Source organism: Aeromonas sp. S8(2024), assembly GCF_041403085.1.
In the GTDB taxonomy this organism is placed as follows: domain Bacteria; phylum Pseudomonadota; class Gammaproteobacteria; order Enterobacterales; family Aeromonadaceae; genus Aeromonas; species Aeromonas dhakensis.
Window position 1 is genome coordinate 563,914 of the sequence record NZ_JBGLRF010000002.1, and the last position, 14,129, is coordinate 578,042.

Annotated in this window: 12 protein-coding genes; 8 read left to right on the forward strand and 4 right to left on the reverse strand. The window is 65.0% G+C overall.

Annotation, left to right across the window (positions count from 1 at the left end):
* Window positions 1–33 precede the first annotated feature (33 nt).
* Genes ACB031_RS07135 through ACB031_RS07145 form a run of 3 tightly spaced genes read left to right on the forward strand, consistent with a single transcriptional unit; the run spans window position 34 to window position 3,851 of the window.
* The gene (locus tag ACB031_RS07135) at window positions 34–1,398 is read left to right on the forward strand and encodes a sucrose-specific PTS transporter subunit IIBC (RefSeq protein ID WP_371139262.1); all 1,365 of its coding nucleotides are present in this window, start codon (window positions 34–36) and stop codon (window positions 1,396–1,398) included.
* Window positions 1,398–2,813 carry a glycoside hydrolase family 32 protein gene (locus tag ACB031_RS07140; RefSeq protein ID WP_371139263.1) on the forward strand — a complete coding sequence of 472 codons (1,416 nt, stop codon included), beginning with the start codon at window positions 1,398–1,400 and terminating at the stop codon, window positions 2,811–2,813. The genes ACB031_RS07135 and ACB031_RS07140 overlap by 1 nt, the downstream gene beginning before the upstream one ends.
* 27 nt (window positions 2,814–2,840) lie before the next feature.
* The gene (locus tag ACB031_RS07145; RefSeq protein ID WP_371139264.1) at window positions 2,841–3,851 is read left to right on the forward strand and encodes a substrate-binding domain-containing protein; all 1,011 of its coding nucleotides are present in this window, start codon (window positions 2,841–2,843) and stop codon (window positions 3,849–3,851) included.
* A 61-nt stretch (window positions 3,852–3,912) separates the two neighbouring features.
* On the opposite strand, the gene ACB031_RS07150 is transcribed toward ACB031_RS07145, so the two are convergent.
* The 3 genes from ACB031_RS07150 to ACB031_RS07160 form a co-directional block, all read right to left on the reverse strand.
* A complete protein-coding gene (locus ACB031_RS07150; protein WP_005302996.1) occupies window positions 3,913–4,641 on the reverse strand; it encodes an MgtC/SapB family protein in 729 nt (242 codons plus the stop codon).
* A gap of 191 nt (window positions 4,642–4,832) precedes the next feature.
* A complete protein-coding gene (locus ACB031_RS07155) occupies window positions 4,833–5,207 on the reverse strand; it encodes a hypothetical protein (RefSeq protein ID WP_019840178.1) in 375 nt (124 codons plus the stop codon).
* Between the two features lie 426 nt (window positions 5,208–5,633).
* Window positions 5,634–5,819 (reverse strand): DUF2892 domain-containing protein, encoded by a 186-nt coding sequence (locus tag ACB031_RS07160; protein ID WP_005302992.1) that lies wholly within the window; start codon window positions 5,817–5,819, stop codon window positions 5,634–5,636.
* A gap of 88 nt (window positions 5,820–5,907) precedes the next feature.
* On the opposite strand from ACB031_RS07160, the gene ACB031_RS07165 reads away from it, so the two are divergent.
* From ACB031_RS07165 to ACB031_RS07185, 5 genes are read left to right on the forward strand one after another with little or no spacing between them, the layout of a single operon-like run.
* Window positions 5,908–6,222, forward strand: coding sequence for a helix-turn-helix transcriptional regulator (locus ACB031_RS07165; protein ID WP_025201394.1), 315 nt, complete (start codon window positions 5,908–5,910; stop codon window positions 6,220–6,222).
* Window positions 6,222–6,635 carry a YeeE/YedE family protein gene (locus ACB031_RS07170; RefSeq protein WP_010633373.1) on the forward strand — a complete coding sequence of 138 codons (414 nt, stop codon included), beginning with the start codon at window positions 6,222–6,224 and terminating at the stop codon, window positions 6,633–6,635. The genes ACB031_RS07165 and ACB031_RS07170 overlap by 1 nt, the downstream gene beginning before the upstream one ends.
* 12 nt (window positions 6,636–6,647) lie before the next feature.
* A complete protein-coding gene (locus ACB031_RS07175) occupies window positions 6,648–7,094 on the forward strand; it encodes a YeeE/YedE family protein (RefSeq protein WP_017765698.1) in 447 nt (148 codons plus the stop codon).
* Between the two features lie 35 nt (window positions 7,095–7,129).
* The gene (locus ACB031_RS07180; RefSeq protein WP_371139265.1) at window positions 7,130–8,179 is read left to right on the forward strand and encodes an efflux RND transporter periplasmic adaptor subunit; all 1,050 of its coding nucleotides are present in this window, start codon (window positions 7,130–7,132) and stop codon (window positions 8,177–8,179) included.
* Entirely contained in the window at window positions 8,172–11,357 is a 3,186-nt protein-coding gene (locus ACB031_RS07185) for an efflux RND transporter permease subunit (RefSeq protein ID WP_371139266.1), read from the forward strand. The genes ACB031_RS07180 and ACB031_RS07185 overlap by 8 nt, the downstream gene beginning before the upstream one ends.
* Before the next feature lie 69 nt (window positions 11,358–11,426).
* Here the strand turns inward: ACB031_RS07185 and ACB031_RS07190 are convergent, their stop codons facing one another.
* Window positions 11,427–13,862 carry a diguanylate cyclase domain-containing protein gene (locus tag ACB031_RS07190; RefSeq protein WP_371139267.1) on the reverse strand — a complete coding sequence of 812 codons (2,436 nt, stop codon included), beginning with the start codon at window positions 13,860–13,862 and terminating at the stop codon, window positions 11,427–11,429.
* Between the last annotated feature and the right edge of the window lie 267 nt (window positions 13,863–14,129).

The window sequence follows — 14,129 nt, forward strand, 5'->3', positions numbered from 1 at the left end:
GGCCTGCCGATGGCGGGCCATAAGAGGAAGAATATGAATATCAGTGCGATAGCCAAGGATCTGGTGCCCCTGCTCGGGGGCAAGGAGAACATCGTCAGCGCTGCCCACTGCGCCACCCGGCTGCGGCTGGTGCTGGCGGACGACAGCAAGGTGAACAAGGCCGCCATCGACAAGCTGGAGGGGGTCAAGGGATGCTTCAGCAACGCCGGCCAGATCCAGGTGATCTTCGGCACCGGCCTGGTCAACAAGGTCCATGCGGAGTTCGTGGCCCTGACCGGGACCGGTACCGCCAGCAAGGCGGAGCTGACCGACATGGCGGCGGCCAAGCTCAACGTGGCCCAGCGCCTGGCGCGGACCCTCTCCAACATCTTCGTGCCCATCATTCCGGCCATCGTCGCCTCCGGCCTGCTGATGGGGCTGCTCGGCATGGTGCGCACCTATGGCTGGGTCAACGCCGACAGCGCGCTCTTCATCATGCTGGACATGTTCAGCTCGGCGGCCTTCGTCATCCTGCCGATCCTCATCGGGTTCACCGCGGCGCGGGAGTTTGGCGGCAATCCGTACCTCGGGGCGACCCTCGGCGGCATCCTCACCCACCCGGCCCTGACCAACGCCTGGGGGGTGGCCGGTGGCTTCAAGACCATGGACTTCTTCGGGCTGGACGTGGCCATGATCGGCTATCAGGGCACCGTCTTCCCGGTGCTCTTGGCGGTCTGGTTCATGTCCCACCTGGAGAAACAGCTGAGAAGGCGCGTCCCTGACGCCCTGGATCTCATCCTCACGCCGTTCCTGACCATCATCATCACCGGCTTCGTGGCGCTGCTCTTTATCGGCCCGGCAGGTCGGGTATTGGGGGATGGCATCTCGTTCGGCTTGAGCGCCCTCTATGAGCAGGCGGGCTGGCTGGCGGGTCTGGTGTTTGGCGGCACCTATTCGCTGATCGTCATCACCGGCATCCACCACAGCTTCCACGCCATCGAGGCGGGCCTGCTGGCCAACCCGGCCATCGGCGTCAACTTCCTGCTGCCCATCTGGGCCATGGCCAACGTGGCCCAGGGCGGTGCCTGTCTCGCGGTCTACTTCAAGACCCGGGACGTGAAGATCAAGGCCATCACGGTGCCGGCGGCTATGTCCTGCCTGCTCGGCATCACGGAGGCGGCCATCTTCGGGGTCAACCTGCGCTACATCAAACCCTTCCTGGCCGGTCTGTTCGGCGGGGCCTGCGGCGGCGCCTACGTGGTGGCGGCCAAGGTGGGCATGACGGCGGTGGGCCTGACCGGCATCCCGGGCATGGCCATTGTCCAGCCCATGAGCCTCATCCACTACGTCATCGGCCTGGTGATCGCCTTTGGCGCCGCCTTCGCCGCCTCCTACCTGCTCAAGTACAAGGTGGAGTGATGAAGGAAAGCCATCTCCTCAAACAGGTTGTCCGGTCCCTGCTGGCCGGCCAGCTCAAGGCAGCGGCCGATCCCCATCGGCCCCGCTGGCACCTGGCAGCCCCGGTGGGGCTGCTCAACGACCCCAACGGCTTTATCGAGCACGGCGGGCGTTATCACCTCTTCTACCAGTGGAACCCGCTGGGTTGCGCACACGCCAACAAGGGCTGGGGTCACGTTACCTCCACCGATCTGCTGCACTGGCAGCACGAGCTGCCGGCCCTGCTGCCCATCGAGCCCTACGAGCAGAGCGGCTGCTACTCAGGCTCGGCGGTGAGCGACGAGCAGGGGCGCCTGACTCTCATCTACACCGGCAACGTCAAGTACCCGGACGGTAGCCGCACCGCCTACCAGTGCCTGGCGCGGGCCGACGGTATAGGCGGCTTCGAGAAGCTGGGGCCGGTGCTGGACCTGCCCGCAGGCTACAGCGGCCACGTGCGCGACCCCAAGGTGTGGCACGATGGCCGGCAGTGGCTGATGGTGCTGGGGGCCCGCACCCTGGATGACAAGGGGGAAGTGCTGCTCTATCGCGGCGACGCGCTGGATGGTTGGACGCTGGTCGGCCCCATTGCCGGCAGCGGGCGCGGGGGCCTCGGCGAGTTCGGCTATATGTGGGAGTGCCCGGATCTGTTTGCACTTGGTGAGCGCCATGTACTGATCAGCTGCCCTCAGGGCATAGCGCCTCGGGGGGAGGATTATCGCAACCTCTACCAGTGTGGCTGGCTGGCGGGCGACTTCGATGGCACGCACTTCGAGCACGGTGCCTTCCACGAGCTGGACCGAGGCTTCGAGTTTTACGCGCCCCAGACCACCCAGGACAGCCAGGGGCGCCGCCTGCTGTTTGCCTGGCTGGGGCTGCCGGAGGAGAATGAGATGAGCCAGCCGACCCTCGAGCATGGCTGGATCCACCAGATGAGCTGCCCGCGGGAGCTGTTCTGGCAAGGCGACTGGCTCTGCCAGCGGCCGGTGGCGGAGATTTCAGCCCTTAAGGGAGAGCAAACCCGCTTCGAGGGAGCGCCGGACGAGCTGCCTGCCCTGGCCATCGACTCGGCCTGGCTGGACCTGGCCTTGAGCGGGGAGGGGCGCCTCGGGTTCGGCGCCGTGGCTGAGCTGGTGTGGCAGCCGGGGCGTCTTGTCCTGCGCCGGCAGAACTGGCAGAGCGGGGAGTGGGAGGAGCGATCCTGCCCCTGGCTGGGCGGCAAGATCACCGTCTTGTGCGATCGCTCCAGCCTGGAGTGTTTCGTGGATGGCGGTCGCCAGACCCTGTCTACCCGCTACTTCCCCGGTGAAAACCCAATACTTTCCGCACGTTGTGACGGTAACGACAGCAAAATTTGCCTCGATCACTGGCCGCTGGCGGCCTGCCTTGTACAATAGCCCGGTGTCAGTTTGCCGGGAGGTCAGGTGGAGAAGAAGAAACGGATCACGATTGCCCAGATAGCCACGCTCGCGGGGGTCTCCAAGGCCACCGCCAGCCTGGTGCTCAACGGCAAGAGTGCGGAGTACCGCATCGCCGACGACACTCGCAAGCGGATCCAGGCGGTGGCGGACGAGTGCCACTACCAGCCGAGCATCCATGCCCGCTCCCTGCGGGCGGTGCGCAGTTACACCTGGGGACTGGTGATCCCCGACCTCACCAACTTCGGTTTCGCCAGCATCGCCCGCGCCCTCGAGGCCCACTGCCGGGAGGCGGGGATCCAGCTGCTCATCGCCTGCTCCGAGGATGACCCCACCCTGGAGCAACGGGTGGTGGACAACCTCATCAGCCGCCAGGTGGACGGCCTCATCGTCGCCTCCAGCGGCCACAGCGACGACATCTATGCCCGCATCCACGATCGTCTGCCGGTGGTGCAGCTCGACCGTCACATCGGCGAGTCGCGCCTGCCCATGGTGATCTCGGATGCCTGCAAGGCCACCGCCGAGCTGGTGCAGGACATGGCGACCGGCTGCGGGGAGGAGATCTACTACTTCGGCGGCCTGCTGGATCTCTCCCCCAGCCGCCACCGGCTGGCGGGTTACGAGCTGGGGTTGCACCGCGCCGGGCTGGAGGCCACATCAGACCGGGTCCGTCACCGCGACTACCAGCCAAGCTCGGGCTATCAGCTGATGGCCGAGCTGGTGGACGAGCTCGGCGCGCCACCCAAGGGGCTCTTTACCGCCTCCTTCACCCTGCTCGAAGGGGTGCTGCGCTACCTCAACGAGGCGGGGCTGATGGAGACTGGGATGCGCCTGTGCACCTTCGATGACCACGACCTGCTCGACTGCATCCCCATGCGCATCGATTCCGTGGCGCAGGATTGCCCGGCCCTGGCTCGCGCCGCCTTCGAGCTGATGCAACAGCTGATTGCGGGCAATCCCCCCATCCAGACCGCCCAGGTCATCCCCCCCAGGGTGCGCTGGCGCAGCCGCCGCTAACCCGGAAAGATGAAAAAGCCCCGCCAGTGCGGGGCTTTTTGCTGTGGGGCGAGGGCTCGCCTCAATCCGTGGTACTGGCGCGCCAGAACACCTGCTTGATGTGAGGGTGGATGCCGAGTTTCACCATCAGGGCGTCGAGCTCGTCGCCATCGATGGAGGTGGCCAGCAGCACCGCCGAGATCTCCAGATCCCGCTCGCCGAAGGGCTCGATGTCGAGCTCGCTCAGCGGGTAGTTGGCCTGCTCCAGCATCTCTTCCAGCCAGTGCAGCACCTCCTTCTGGTATTCGCGCTGGGTGAGGGCCGTGACGCGGTAGGTCACCTCGGTGTCTGTGTTGTCCACCGGGCGGCGGTTGATCTGGTTCACCAGCGGGCGCAGCAGGGTGTTGGCGGCCAGCACGAACAGGGCGCCGAGGATCGCCTCCATGGCCAGCCCGGCCCCGCTGGCGGCGCCCACCGCCGCCACCCCCCACAGGGTGGCGGCGGTGTTGATGCCGCGGATGTTGCCGGATTCGCGCATGATGACGCCGGCGCCGAGAAAACCGATGCCGGAGACGATGTAGGCCACCACGTGCACCACCCCGTAGGTGCCGCCGTGCAGGTCATAGATGCGTTGGGCCAGGTTGACGAACAGGGCCGCGCCCACCGCTACCAGTACATTGGTGCGCAGGCCCGCGGTACGCTGGCGGTACTGACGCTCCAGCCCCACCAGACTGCCGAGCACGAAGGCGAGCAGCAGGCTGGCCAGGGTGTCGAGCAGGGAAATCATGTCCAATTGTTGCCACATTCTCATGGCGTACTCCTTCTGTTGCAGATGGCCTTCCTGAAGGCGGGCGAGGGTTCCCTTGCCTGATCCCCGTGCGTGAAGGCCATCACCTCATCGAAAAAACGCACGGAAAGCCCGGCCCGGCCATGCAGGATGGCGGGCTGGGCTGCGAAACGGATTGAAAGGGACCAGCATGGCTGGCCCCGGTTATGGCTTGCTCAATTGAGCGCCGGTTCGGGGTCGCGGCGCGGATGCAGCTCCCAGCGAACCGGGTGATGTACCCCCACCTGGTGCACGAACTGCACCAAGTAGCGCCGCTGGGGCGGGGTGCAGTGCAGATTGAGCACCAGCTCCCGCCCGCCGCTGCGACCGGGTCGCAGGGACTGCAAGGGGTGCAGGCCCGCCGGTTGCAGGGTGTGGTTCACCAGATCCAGCACCTGCTCCATGTCGGCCCGATCCTCGCAACGGATCTGCAGCCGGTAGTGGTGCTGGCGCTCCTTGCCACGCAGCCAGAGCGGCAACATGCCGCGACCCAGTCTGCTCAGCAGGGGGTGAGTCCGGTTGGTTACGGACAGGGTTGAAATAAAACGCATAGCAGCCTCCTTGTGGGAAGCAGAAACTATGCAGGCATGGCGGCCATGGCTTTTGGCCAATGGTCACCAGACGTCAAGTGTAAAAAGAGAAGAGGGGAGTGGATTTCCGCTTCTCGCAGGGCTGCGAGCATGCGGCAGAGGATGACCTGCGGCTAGCTCGCGACCCGGGGACCGACGACGAGGGTCGGTCTACAACTGTCACTTGATGAGTTGCCCACTGATGGTCTCCGCTGTTGATGGACGGCCTGATGGTACTCATCCAGAGCGGTGGGGTAAAGCCTCATCGCCCATTTAGCAACATTTAGATACAAGTTCGTCAATAGTCGGGGCCGGCTGGCTACCTCTGTGGCCATTAAGAGGGCGGCGAGATGCCCCGCCCCCTCATCCCGCCCCAGATGGCAGGTTTTTCTCTACCTTGGCGCGCCGCTATTTCAGCCCCAGCCGTTTGAGGATCATTGCGGCCGGGCAGAAGCCGGTGAAGGCGCTCTGGATCAGGTTGACCCCGACAAAGACGCTCAGCCAGACAAAGCCCGGGTGCACCCAAGCGGTGAGCAGCAGCGACAGCAACAACATGCAGCCCGCGACCACTCTTACTCCGTTTTCTACTGTCATGACCTTCTCCTTAGTTAATTTAGATATTGCTAATTTAGTGTCGCTTTATACAATAGAACCAAATATCAGTAATTGCTAATTTACTCCCATGAGCCAATTCGACGAGATGAACAGACACGCGACGGCCGCCGCCTCCCTGCTCAAGGCGCTGGCTCATCCCGAGCGGTTGCTGGTGCTCTGTCAGCTGGTGGAGGGGGAGAAGGGAGTCGGGGAGCTGCTGGCCCGCAGCCAGCTCGGCCAGTCGGCCTTCTCCCAGCAACTGTCGGTATTGAAGCGCCAGGGGCTTGTCCGCTCGCGCAAGGTCTCCCAGCAGATCTACTACTCGCTGGTGAGCGAGGCGGCCGCCGATGTGCTGGCGGCGCTGCAAACCCATTTTTGTCACTCAGAAAATAAGGAATCTTGATGATGGAAAGCCAATGGCTGCTCTCCCTGGGGGGCGGCATGCTGGTGGGGCTCGCGGCCCTGATCCTGATGCTGTGCAACGGCCGGGTGGCCGGGATCAGCGGCATTCTGGCCGGTGCGCTGCAACACAGGGCGCCGTGGCGACTGCTCTTCCTGCTGGGGTTGGGAGCGGGAGCCTGGTTGGCACTGACGCTGGGTTGGGCCAGCATGCCTGCATTCACCGCGCTGCCCGCCTGGCCGCTGGTGCTGCTGGCCGGTCTGCTGGTGGGCATCGGCACGCGTTTTGGCAATGGCTGTACCAGCGGCCACGGCATCTGTGGCATGGGGCGGCTCTCCGTGCGCTCCATAGTGGCGACCCTCACCTTCATGGCAACCGGTGTGCTGACCGTGTTTCTGACTCATCATCTCTTCTAGGAGGCTATTGCGATGACCTTGTTGACAAGTCTGCTCGCCGGTTTGCTGTTTGGTCTGGGTCTGGCCATCTCAGGCATGATAGACCCCGCCCGGGTCACCGGTTTTCTCGATCTGGCCGGCGCCTGGGATCCCAGCCTGGGGTTCGTGATGGGGGGCGCCCTGCTGGTCTTCATGCCGGGTTATTTCTTGCTGGTGAAGCCGCGGCGCCTGAGCCTGCTGGGAGAGCCCATGGCTGTGGTGCCAGCCCCCAAGCTGGATCGCCGCCTCATCGGGGGATCTGCCCTGTTCGGCATAGGTTGGGGATTGGTCGGTATCTGCCCGGGGCCTGCCTTGAGTCTCATTTCCAGCGGCCAGCCCATGATATTGTTGTTCGTAGCCGCCATGGTGGCCGGGATCTTGCTGGTTGATCGGGTCCTGGTGAAGGTGCGGGAGAAGCGCTGCCACGCCCGCTCCGCCTGAATGGATTGCCCCGCTGCCGGGGAAGGAGGACTATCATGGAACCGATCCGCTTGCCGGGGGCCATTCTGCTGGCCGTGACATCTGCGCTTGTCTCTCCCATGACGCTGTCGACGGCATGGTCTGCCGAGACGAATGGCGAGGCGGCCCTGATTCTGGCTCCCCGTCAGGTGACTGACTGGCTCACCCTGGATGGCACCGTCAGTGCCATCCATCAGGGGACGGTGGCGGCCCAGACTGGCGGTCGGGTCTCCCGCATGCTGGTGGATGTGAACGATGAGGTGGTGGCCGGGCAACCCCTGCTGGAGATCAGCGGCAAGGAGCAGTTTGCCGCCGTGACCGGCGCCGAGGCGCGACTGGCCCGGGCTCAGGCCCAGCAGGTGGAAGCCGAGCGCCAGCTCGCCCGCTTCCAGGCGCTGATAGCCAAGGGGGTGATCACCCGCGCCCAGCTCGACAGCGCCCTGGCGAGCGACAGATCTGCCCGCGCCGAGGTGAACGCCGCCGAGGCCGCCCTCACCCAGGCTCGGGAGGCCTACGGCTATACCCGCATCCTCGCCCCCTACGCCGGGGTGGTCACCAAGCGGCTGGTGGAGCTGGGGGAGACGGTGGCCCCCGGCACCCCGCTGCTCTCGGGCTTCTCCCTCGATGCCCTGCGGGTAGAGGTGGAGCTGCCCCAGTCCGCGCTGGCCCTCGCCGGCCAGCCGTCGGATGCGCAGGTGTTGCTGCCGGATGGCAAGGCCGTTACCCCCCTCAAACTGACCCGCTTCAACTATGCCGACAGCCAGAGCCACGCCTTTCGGTTGCGCCTCGATCTGCCGCCGAGCACAGCGGGGGTACTGCCCGGTATGTGGCTCAAGGTGCAGCTCAAACAGGGCGAGCGTCAGCTGCTGCAGGTGCCGGAGCAGGCCCTGCTCAGGCAGGGTGAGTTCAGCGGTCTCTACCTGAAGGAGGGGGATAGCTGGGTGCTGACGCCGGTGCGGGTCGGCCATTGCCAGGCAGGGCAGTGCGAGCTCCTGGCGGGCGTCCAGAGCGGTGATCGGGTGGCTCCGGATGGCTGGGCGCGCCAGCAGGCGGTGGCCCATGAGTAACGACGCTCACGACAGCAAGAACAAACTGGGGCCAGCCGGCCGGTTGGCGGCCCTGTTTCAGGGCTCGGCCATCACCCCGCTGCTGGCGCTGGTGGGGCTCTTGCTCGGCCTCTTTGCGGTGCTGGTGACCCCCAAGGAGGAGGAGCCGCAGATCGATGTCACCTTCGCCGACGTCTATATCCCCTTTCCGGGGGCCAGCCCCGCCGAGGTCGAATCCCTCGTCACCACTCCCGCCGAACAGGTTATTTCCCAGATCAAGGGGATAGACACCCTCTACTCCTTCTCTCGCCCGGACGGCGCCCTGCTGGTGGTGGTGTTCAAGGTGGGGGTGAGCCGCGAGCAGGCCATCGTCGATCTCAACAACCAGCTCGACTCGAACCGGGACTGGCTGCCCCAGGGGCTTGGCGTCGGCCAGCCGCTGGTCAAACCCAGGGGGATCGACGATGTGCCCATCGTCAGCCTGACGCTCTGGAGCAAGCAGCTGGGGGCCGCCGAGCTGACCCGGGTCGCCCACGAGCTGGAGACCGAGCTCAAGCGCCTGCCCGGTACCCGCGATATCTACAGCCTGGGCAGCCAGCGCGCCGTGCTGCGGGTGATGCCGGATCCGGCGGCCCTCAGCGCCCATGGCATCAGCTGGGGCGAGCTGAACCAACGTCTCGCCGTCGCCAATCAGGTGGGCAGCGAGCAGGCCGTGGTGCAGGACAATCGGGAGATCAAGGTGCAGGTGGGGCAGTTCCTGCAAAGCGAGCAGGAGGCCCGCGAGCTGGTGGTGGGGCTGCAGGGCGGCAAGCCGGTCTACCTCGGCGAGGTGGCCCAGGTGTCCCTTGGGGAGGAGACCCCGGTGCAGCGCAGCTGGATGGGGCAGGGGGAGCAGAGCCATCCGGCGGTGACCCTGGCCATCGGCAAACAGCCCGGGCAGAACGCGGTAGAGGTGGCCAAGCGGGTGGAAGCCCGGGTCGAGAGCCTCAAGAATCGGCTCATCCCGGCCGGGGTCGAGGTGACGGTGACCCGGGACTATGGCGTCACCGCCGAGACCAAATCCAACACCCTCATCGGCAAGCTCATCTTCGCCACCACGGCGGTGGTGCTGCTGGTGCTGGTGAGCATGGGGTGGCGCGAGGCGCTGGTGGTGGGCATCGCCATCGTCATCACCCTGGCACTGACCCTCTTTGCCAGCTGGGCGTGGGGCTTTACCCTCAACCGGGTGTCGCTGTTTGCCCTTATCTTCTCCATCGGCATCCTGGTGGATGACGCCATCGTGGTGGTGGAGAACATCCACCGCCATCGCGGCCTGGGCAAGGGATCCCTCAGGGACCTTATTCCGGGCGCGGTGGACGAGGTAGGGGGGCCGACCATTCTCGCCACCCTGACCGTGATCGCGGCCCTGCTGCCGATGGCCTTTGTCAGCGGCCTGATGGGCCCCTACATGAGCCCCATTCCCATCAATGCCAGCATGGGGATGCTTATTTCCCTGCTGGTGGCCTTTATCTTCTCCCCCTGGCTGGCCAATCACCTGCTCAAGAGCGAGGGACATGCAGCCCATGGCGAGGCCAGGGCCGGCCTCTTTCACCGGCTGATGACCCCCTTCATGATGGGGGACGGCGCCAGGAGCGCGAGACGCAAGCTCTGGCTGGTCATCCTGCTGCTGGTGGCGGGCGCCGCCGCCATGCCCATGGTGCAGTGGGTGGTGCTCAAGATGCTCCCCTTCGACAACAAGTCGGAATTCCAGCTGGTGCTCGACATGCCGGAGGGGGCGACCCTGGAGCAGACCGAGCGCACCCTGCTGGCGCTGGGGCGAGAGCTTGCCAGGGTGCCCGAGGTGAAGGATTACCAGATCTACGCCGGCAGCGCCGCCCCCATCAACTTCAACGGGTTGGTGCGCCACTACTTCATCCGCAGCGGCGCCAACGTGGGGGATATCCAGGTCAATCTGCTGAACAAGCATGAACGGGATCGCAGCAGCCACCAGATTGCCCAGTCGGTGCGGGCGCCGCTGCAGGCCATCGCATCCGCAGCTGGCGGCAACCTCAAAGTGGTGGAGGTGCCCCCCGGCCCGCCGGTCTGGTCACCCATCGTCGCCGAGGTGTATGGCCCCACTCCGGATCAGCGTGAGGCGGCGGCCCGCGCCGTAGAGGCCCGCTTCGTGGCGACGGCGGATCTGGTGGATGTGGATATCTATCTGACCGACCCCCAGCCCAAGTGGCGGCTGGTGGTGGATCGCAGCAAGGCGGCTCGTTTCGGGGTTGATCTCGGCGATCTGGTGGCCACCCTCAACGGCGGCGTCGGCTATCAGGATGCCAGCTGGCTGCATGGTCAGGGCGCCAAGTACCCGGTACCGATCCGTGTCGAGCTCGCCCCCGGCGACAAGCGGGATCTGGCCGGCATCCTGGCGCTCAAGGTGCGCAGCCAGAGCGGCCAGCTCATCCGGGTATCCGAGCTGGTGAGCCGCCGTGACGAGGTTGCGCCCAGCTATATCATGCACAAGAACATGCGGCCCATGGTGATGGTGGTGGCCGACATGGGGGGCCATGCCGACAGCCCGCTCTACGGCATGTTTGCCGCCGGAGCCGACATCTCGCTGCCCCAGTATTACGTGCAGCAGCCGGATAAATTGGGGGAGGTGGCGCTGTTGTGGGACGGGGAGTGGAAGATCACTTACGAGACCTTCCGCGACATGGGCATTGCCTACGGAGTGGGGATGATCCTCATCTACCTGCTGGTGGTGGCCCAGTTCCGCTCCTATCTGGTGCCGCTCATCATCATGGCGCCCATCCCGCTCACCCTGATCGGGGTGATGCCGGGCCACGCCCTGCTGGGGGCCCAGTTTACCGCCACCTCGATGATTGGCATGATAGCGCTGGCCGGGATCATAGTGCGCAACAGCATACTGCTGGTGGATTTCATCGAGCAGCAGCGCAGCGCCGGCGTGGCGTTCGAGCAGGCGGTGATCGGCGCCGCTCAGGTGCGGGCCAAGCCCATCCTGCTGACGGCGCTGGCGGCCATGATCGGTGCCCTGTTCATCCTCGATGACCCCATCTTCAACGGCCTGGCCATCAGCCTCATCTTCGGCATTCTGGTCTCCACCTTGCTCACCCTGGTGGTGATCCCGCTGCTCTACTACAGCCTGATGTCGCGCCGGGCGGAGGGGGGCGCGGCAGATGTGCCAGGCGCACAATGACAGAAGGGCCACCCGGGTGGCCCTTCTCGTTTCACACGTTCAGGGAGGAGATATGCCGGCTGGCGGGGCTCAGCGCCCCTTCATCAGCGGGAAGTAGCGCCGGTCGGCCTGGCTCATATGGCCGACCACCAGCTCCTGAATGATGAAGTTGAGCAACTCGTCGTTGCCAAGGGTACCCGCCCTGGCGGCGGTCATCAGCTGGTCAGCCTTTTGCAGCAGCAGCTGGTGGTCTTGCTGGTGGCTGGTGAACTCGGGGTAACCCAGCTCGGCCAGCACCTGCTCTTCGAAGGTGAAGTGGTGGCGTGCCACGTCGAACAGATTCTCCATGCACTCCAGGAACAGGGCGGGGTGCTCCTGGTGATCCTTCATGTGCTCCAGCAGCCGGTTGGTCAGCACGAACAGCTGGCGATGCTCGGCATCGATGCGCGGGTGGCCGCACTCGTGGCTGCTCTGCCACACCAGCGAGCCCTGTTCCGGATCCAGTCCGGCGGTATAGAGGCAGACCCGGCCGCGCCCTCGTCCCTTGGCCTGATACATGGCCTGATCGGCGTGGTGCATCAGGGTCTTGGGGTCGGTGCCGTGCTCCGGGTAGAGGGCCACCCCTATGCTGCTGGAGATGCGCAGCTCCTGCTCCTCGTCGATGCGAAACGGGTGGCGCAGGCGCTGGTGCAGGTGATCGGCCACCGTCAGCGCCTCGTCACCGGTATCGGGCAGCAGGATCACGAACTCGTCCCCACCCAAGCGGGCCACCAGATCCCGCTCCCGCACGCAGTGGCGCATCCGCTCGGCCACCATGTTGAGCAGCACGTCACCTGTCTCGTGGCCGAAGGTGTCGTTGATCGGCTTGAAGTGGTCGAGATCGATGAACAGCAGGGCGAGCTGGGCCACCTTGCCCTCCATGACCTCCTTCAGCCGTTGCTGCAGCAGGCGGCGGTTGGGCAGGTTGGTGAGCGGGTCGTAGAAGGCGAGCCGGCGCATCATCTCCTCCCTGGCGGCCCGCTCGGTGATGTCGCGGGTGACCCCCAGGATCGCATCGGGCTGGCCCTGCTCGTTGCCGTGGAGGGTGGTGATGGTCTCGGTGGCCACCAGATGTCCCTCCTTGTGACGCAGCTGGGTACGAATGACGCAGCGGGTCTGCTCGTGATCGCCGCGTTGCCAGGCGGCGAGGGAGCCGCTCAGCTCGGCGCGCAGCTGCTTTCTGGATGTCTCCGGAATAAGCTGCCTGAGGGGGAGGGTGAGCACATCGGTGGGGTCGTAACCGCTGAGCGGCTGGATGGCGGGGCTGACATAGCGAAAGCGCAGGGTGGTGGTGTCCATGGTCCAGATGACGTCGGCACTGTTCTCCGCCACGAAGCGGTAGTGCTGCTCGCTCTGGGCCAGCTCGCGGGTCAGTCGCTGTCGGCCGCGCGCCTCCTGGCGCAGGCGCAGATAGAGGTAGCAGAAGATGCCGAGCAGGGTCAGCAGGGAGAGGGTGATCAGCATGGCCACCGCCACGCTCTTGTCGAGCAGCTGGCGCTGCTGGCGGATCCGCTCCCTATCCGGGTTGTAGAGGAAGTGCTCCAGATCGGGCAGGGCCGACAGCAGGCCGGCCTCGAGGTAGTTCCTGGCGATCTGCTGCCAGCGCTCCGGCTGCATGTAGCCGGGCTCGACCAGATCGGGCTGCATCAGCTCCCGGGTGGTGTCGGCCTCGAACTGCAGCAGATCACGGCCGGCGCCGCTCGGGTACTTGGTCACGATCCAGTCGATCATCTCGGCCGGGTTGTCCATGGCGTAGCGCCACCCCTTGAGGGTCGCCTGCTGGAAGGCATAGACCCGCTCCGGCCGGCTGTTCAGCTCGCGCTCCGAGGTGAACAGGTTGTCACCATAGAAGTCGAAGTCGATGCTGCGGGGGGAGAACACCCTGTAGGGGATGCCCATCTTGGTTAGGTAGAAGGGCTCCGTCGTGCTGTAGGCGCTGATGGCATCCGTCTTGCCCGCCAGCAATGCCTTCAAGCCCTGCCGGTAGGGCTGCTTTATCCAGCTCTCCGGTGGCGTGTGGCGGTTGAGGTAGATCTGCAGCTCCTGGGAGCCGGGCTCCAGCATCAGCCGCTTGCCCGCCAGATCCGCCGGCTGGCGAATGTCGGGTCGCTCCAGGGTGAGCAGCACCAGTGGCGAGTGCTGCAACATGGAGGCCAGCACCACGATGGGCTGGCCGCTGGCGCGGGCCAGCAGCAGATCGCTGCCGCTGATCCCGAACTGGGCATTGCCCGACATCACCTCGTTGACCACATCGGTGCCGGTCATGGCGGGTCGCAGCGTGACATCCAGACCGGCGGCTCGATAGAAACCCTTGGCCTGGGCCGCGTAATAGCCGGCAAACTGGAACTGGTGTTGCCAGGGCAACTGCACTGTCACCTTGTCAATCACCGCCTTCGACGGCGGTGAAAAAAAGGCGCAAAACATCGCCGAGCCAAGCATTGGCAGGTACCAGAGCAGGCGATGAAGGGAGGAATTTACGACGCTCATACTCATTCCTCTCGGGAGACGATGGTCCGTCCTAGAGTCAAACAATTCCTTGTTGCCCGCAAGGGGGCGAAAGGGCGCTATAACAGGGGATGCGTAACAGAAAAAATGATTTCTGTGTCATTCATCACATTTGGCCTTCCTGCTCGTTATTTTTGGCAATTAAGCGAAGAATTACGGAGCCATATGACCTATAAAAATGGTCGCATTTTAGTCGTATTTGATTGTCGATTACCTCAATAAGCGCGAGTGTTTGGGCTCTTTTTAGCG

What these genes read in the sequence shown, in the direction of transcription:
- ACB031_RS07185 (WP_371139266.1), top strand. Translation starts at nt 8,172, where the DNA reads ATGAGTAACGACGCTCACGACAGCAAGAACAAACTGGGGCCAGCCGGC.
- ACB031_RS07150 (WP_005302996.1), bottom strand. Translation starts at nt 4,641, where the DNA reads ATGAGAATGTGGCAACAATTGGACATGATTTCCCTGCTCGACACCCTG.
- ACB031_RS07135 (WP_371139262.1), top strand. Translation starts at nt 34, where the DNA reads ATGAATATCAGTGCGATAGCCAAGGATCTGGTGCCCCTGCTCGGGGGC.
- ACB031_RS07175 (WP_017765698.1), top strand. Translation starts at nt 6,648, where the DNA reads ATGACCTTGTTGACAAGTCTGCTCGCCGGTTTGCTGTTTGGTCTGGGT.
- ACB031_RS07180 (WP_371139265.1), top strand. Translation starts at nt 7,130, where the DNA reads ATGGAACCGATCCGCTTGCCGGGGGCCATTCTGCTGGCCGTGACATCT.
- ACB031_RS07190 (WP_371139267.1), bottom strand. Translation starts at nt 13,862, where the DNA reads ATGAGCGTCGTAAATTCCTCCCTTCATCGCCTGCTCTGGTACCTGCCA.
- ACB031_RS07160 (WP_005302992.1), bottom strand. Translation starts at nt 5,819, where the DNA reads ATGACAGTAGAAAACGGAGTAAGAGTGGTCGCGGGCTGCATGTTGTTG.
- ACB031_RS07155 (WP_019840178.1), bottom strand. Translation starts at nt 5,207, where the DNA reads ATGCGTTTTATTTCAACCCTGTCCGTAACCAACCGGACTCACCCCCTG.
- ACB031_RS07165 (WP_025201394.1), top strand. Translation starts at nt 5,908, where the DNA reads ATGAGCCAATTCGACGAGATGAACAGACACGCGACGGCCGCCGCCTCC.
- ACB031_RS07140 (WP_371139263.1), top strand. Translation starts at nt 1,398, where the DNA reads ATGAAGGAAAGCCATCTCCTCAAACAGGTTGTCCGGTCCCTGCTGGCC.
- ACB031_RS07170 (WP_010633373.1), top strand. Translation starts at nt 6,222, where the DNA reads ATGATGGAAAGCCAATGGCTGCTCTCCCTGGGGGGCGGCATGCTGGTG.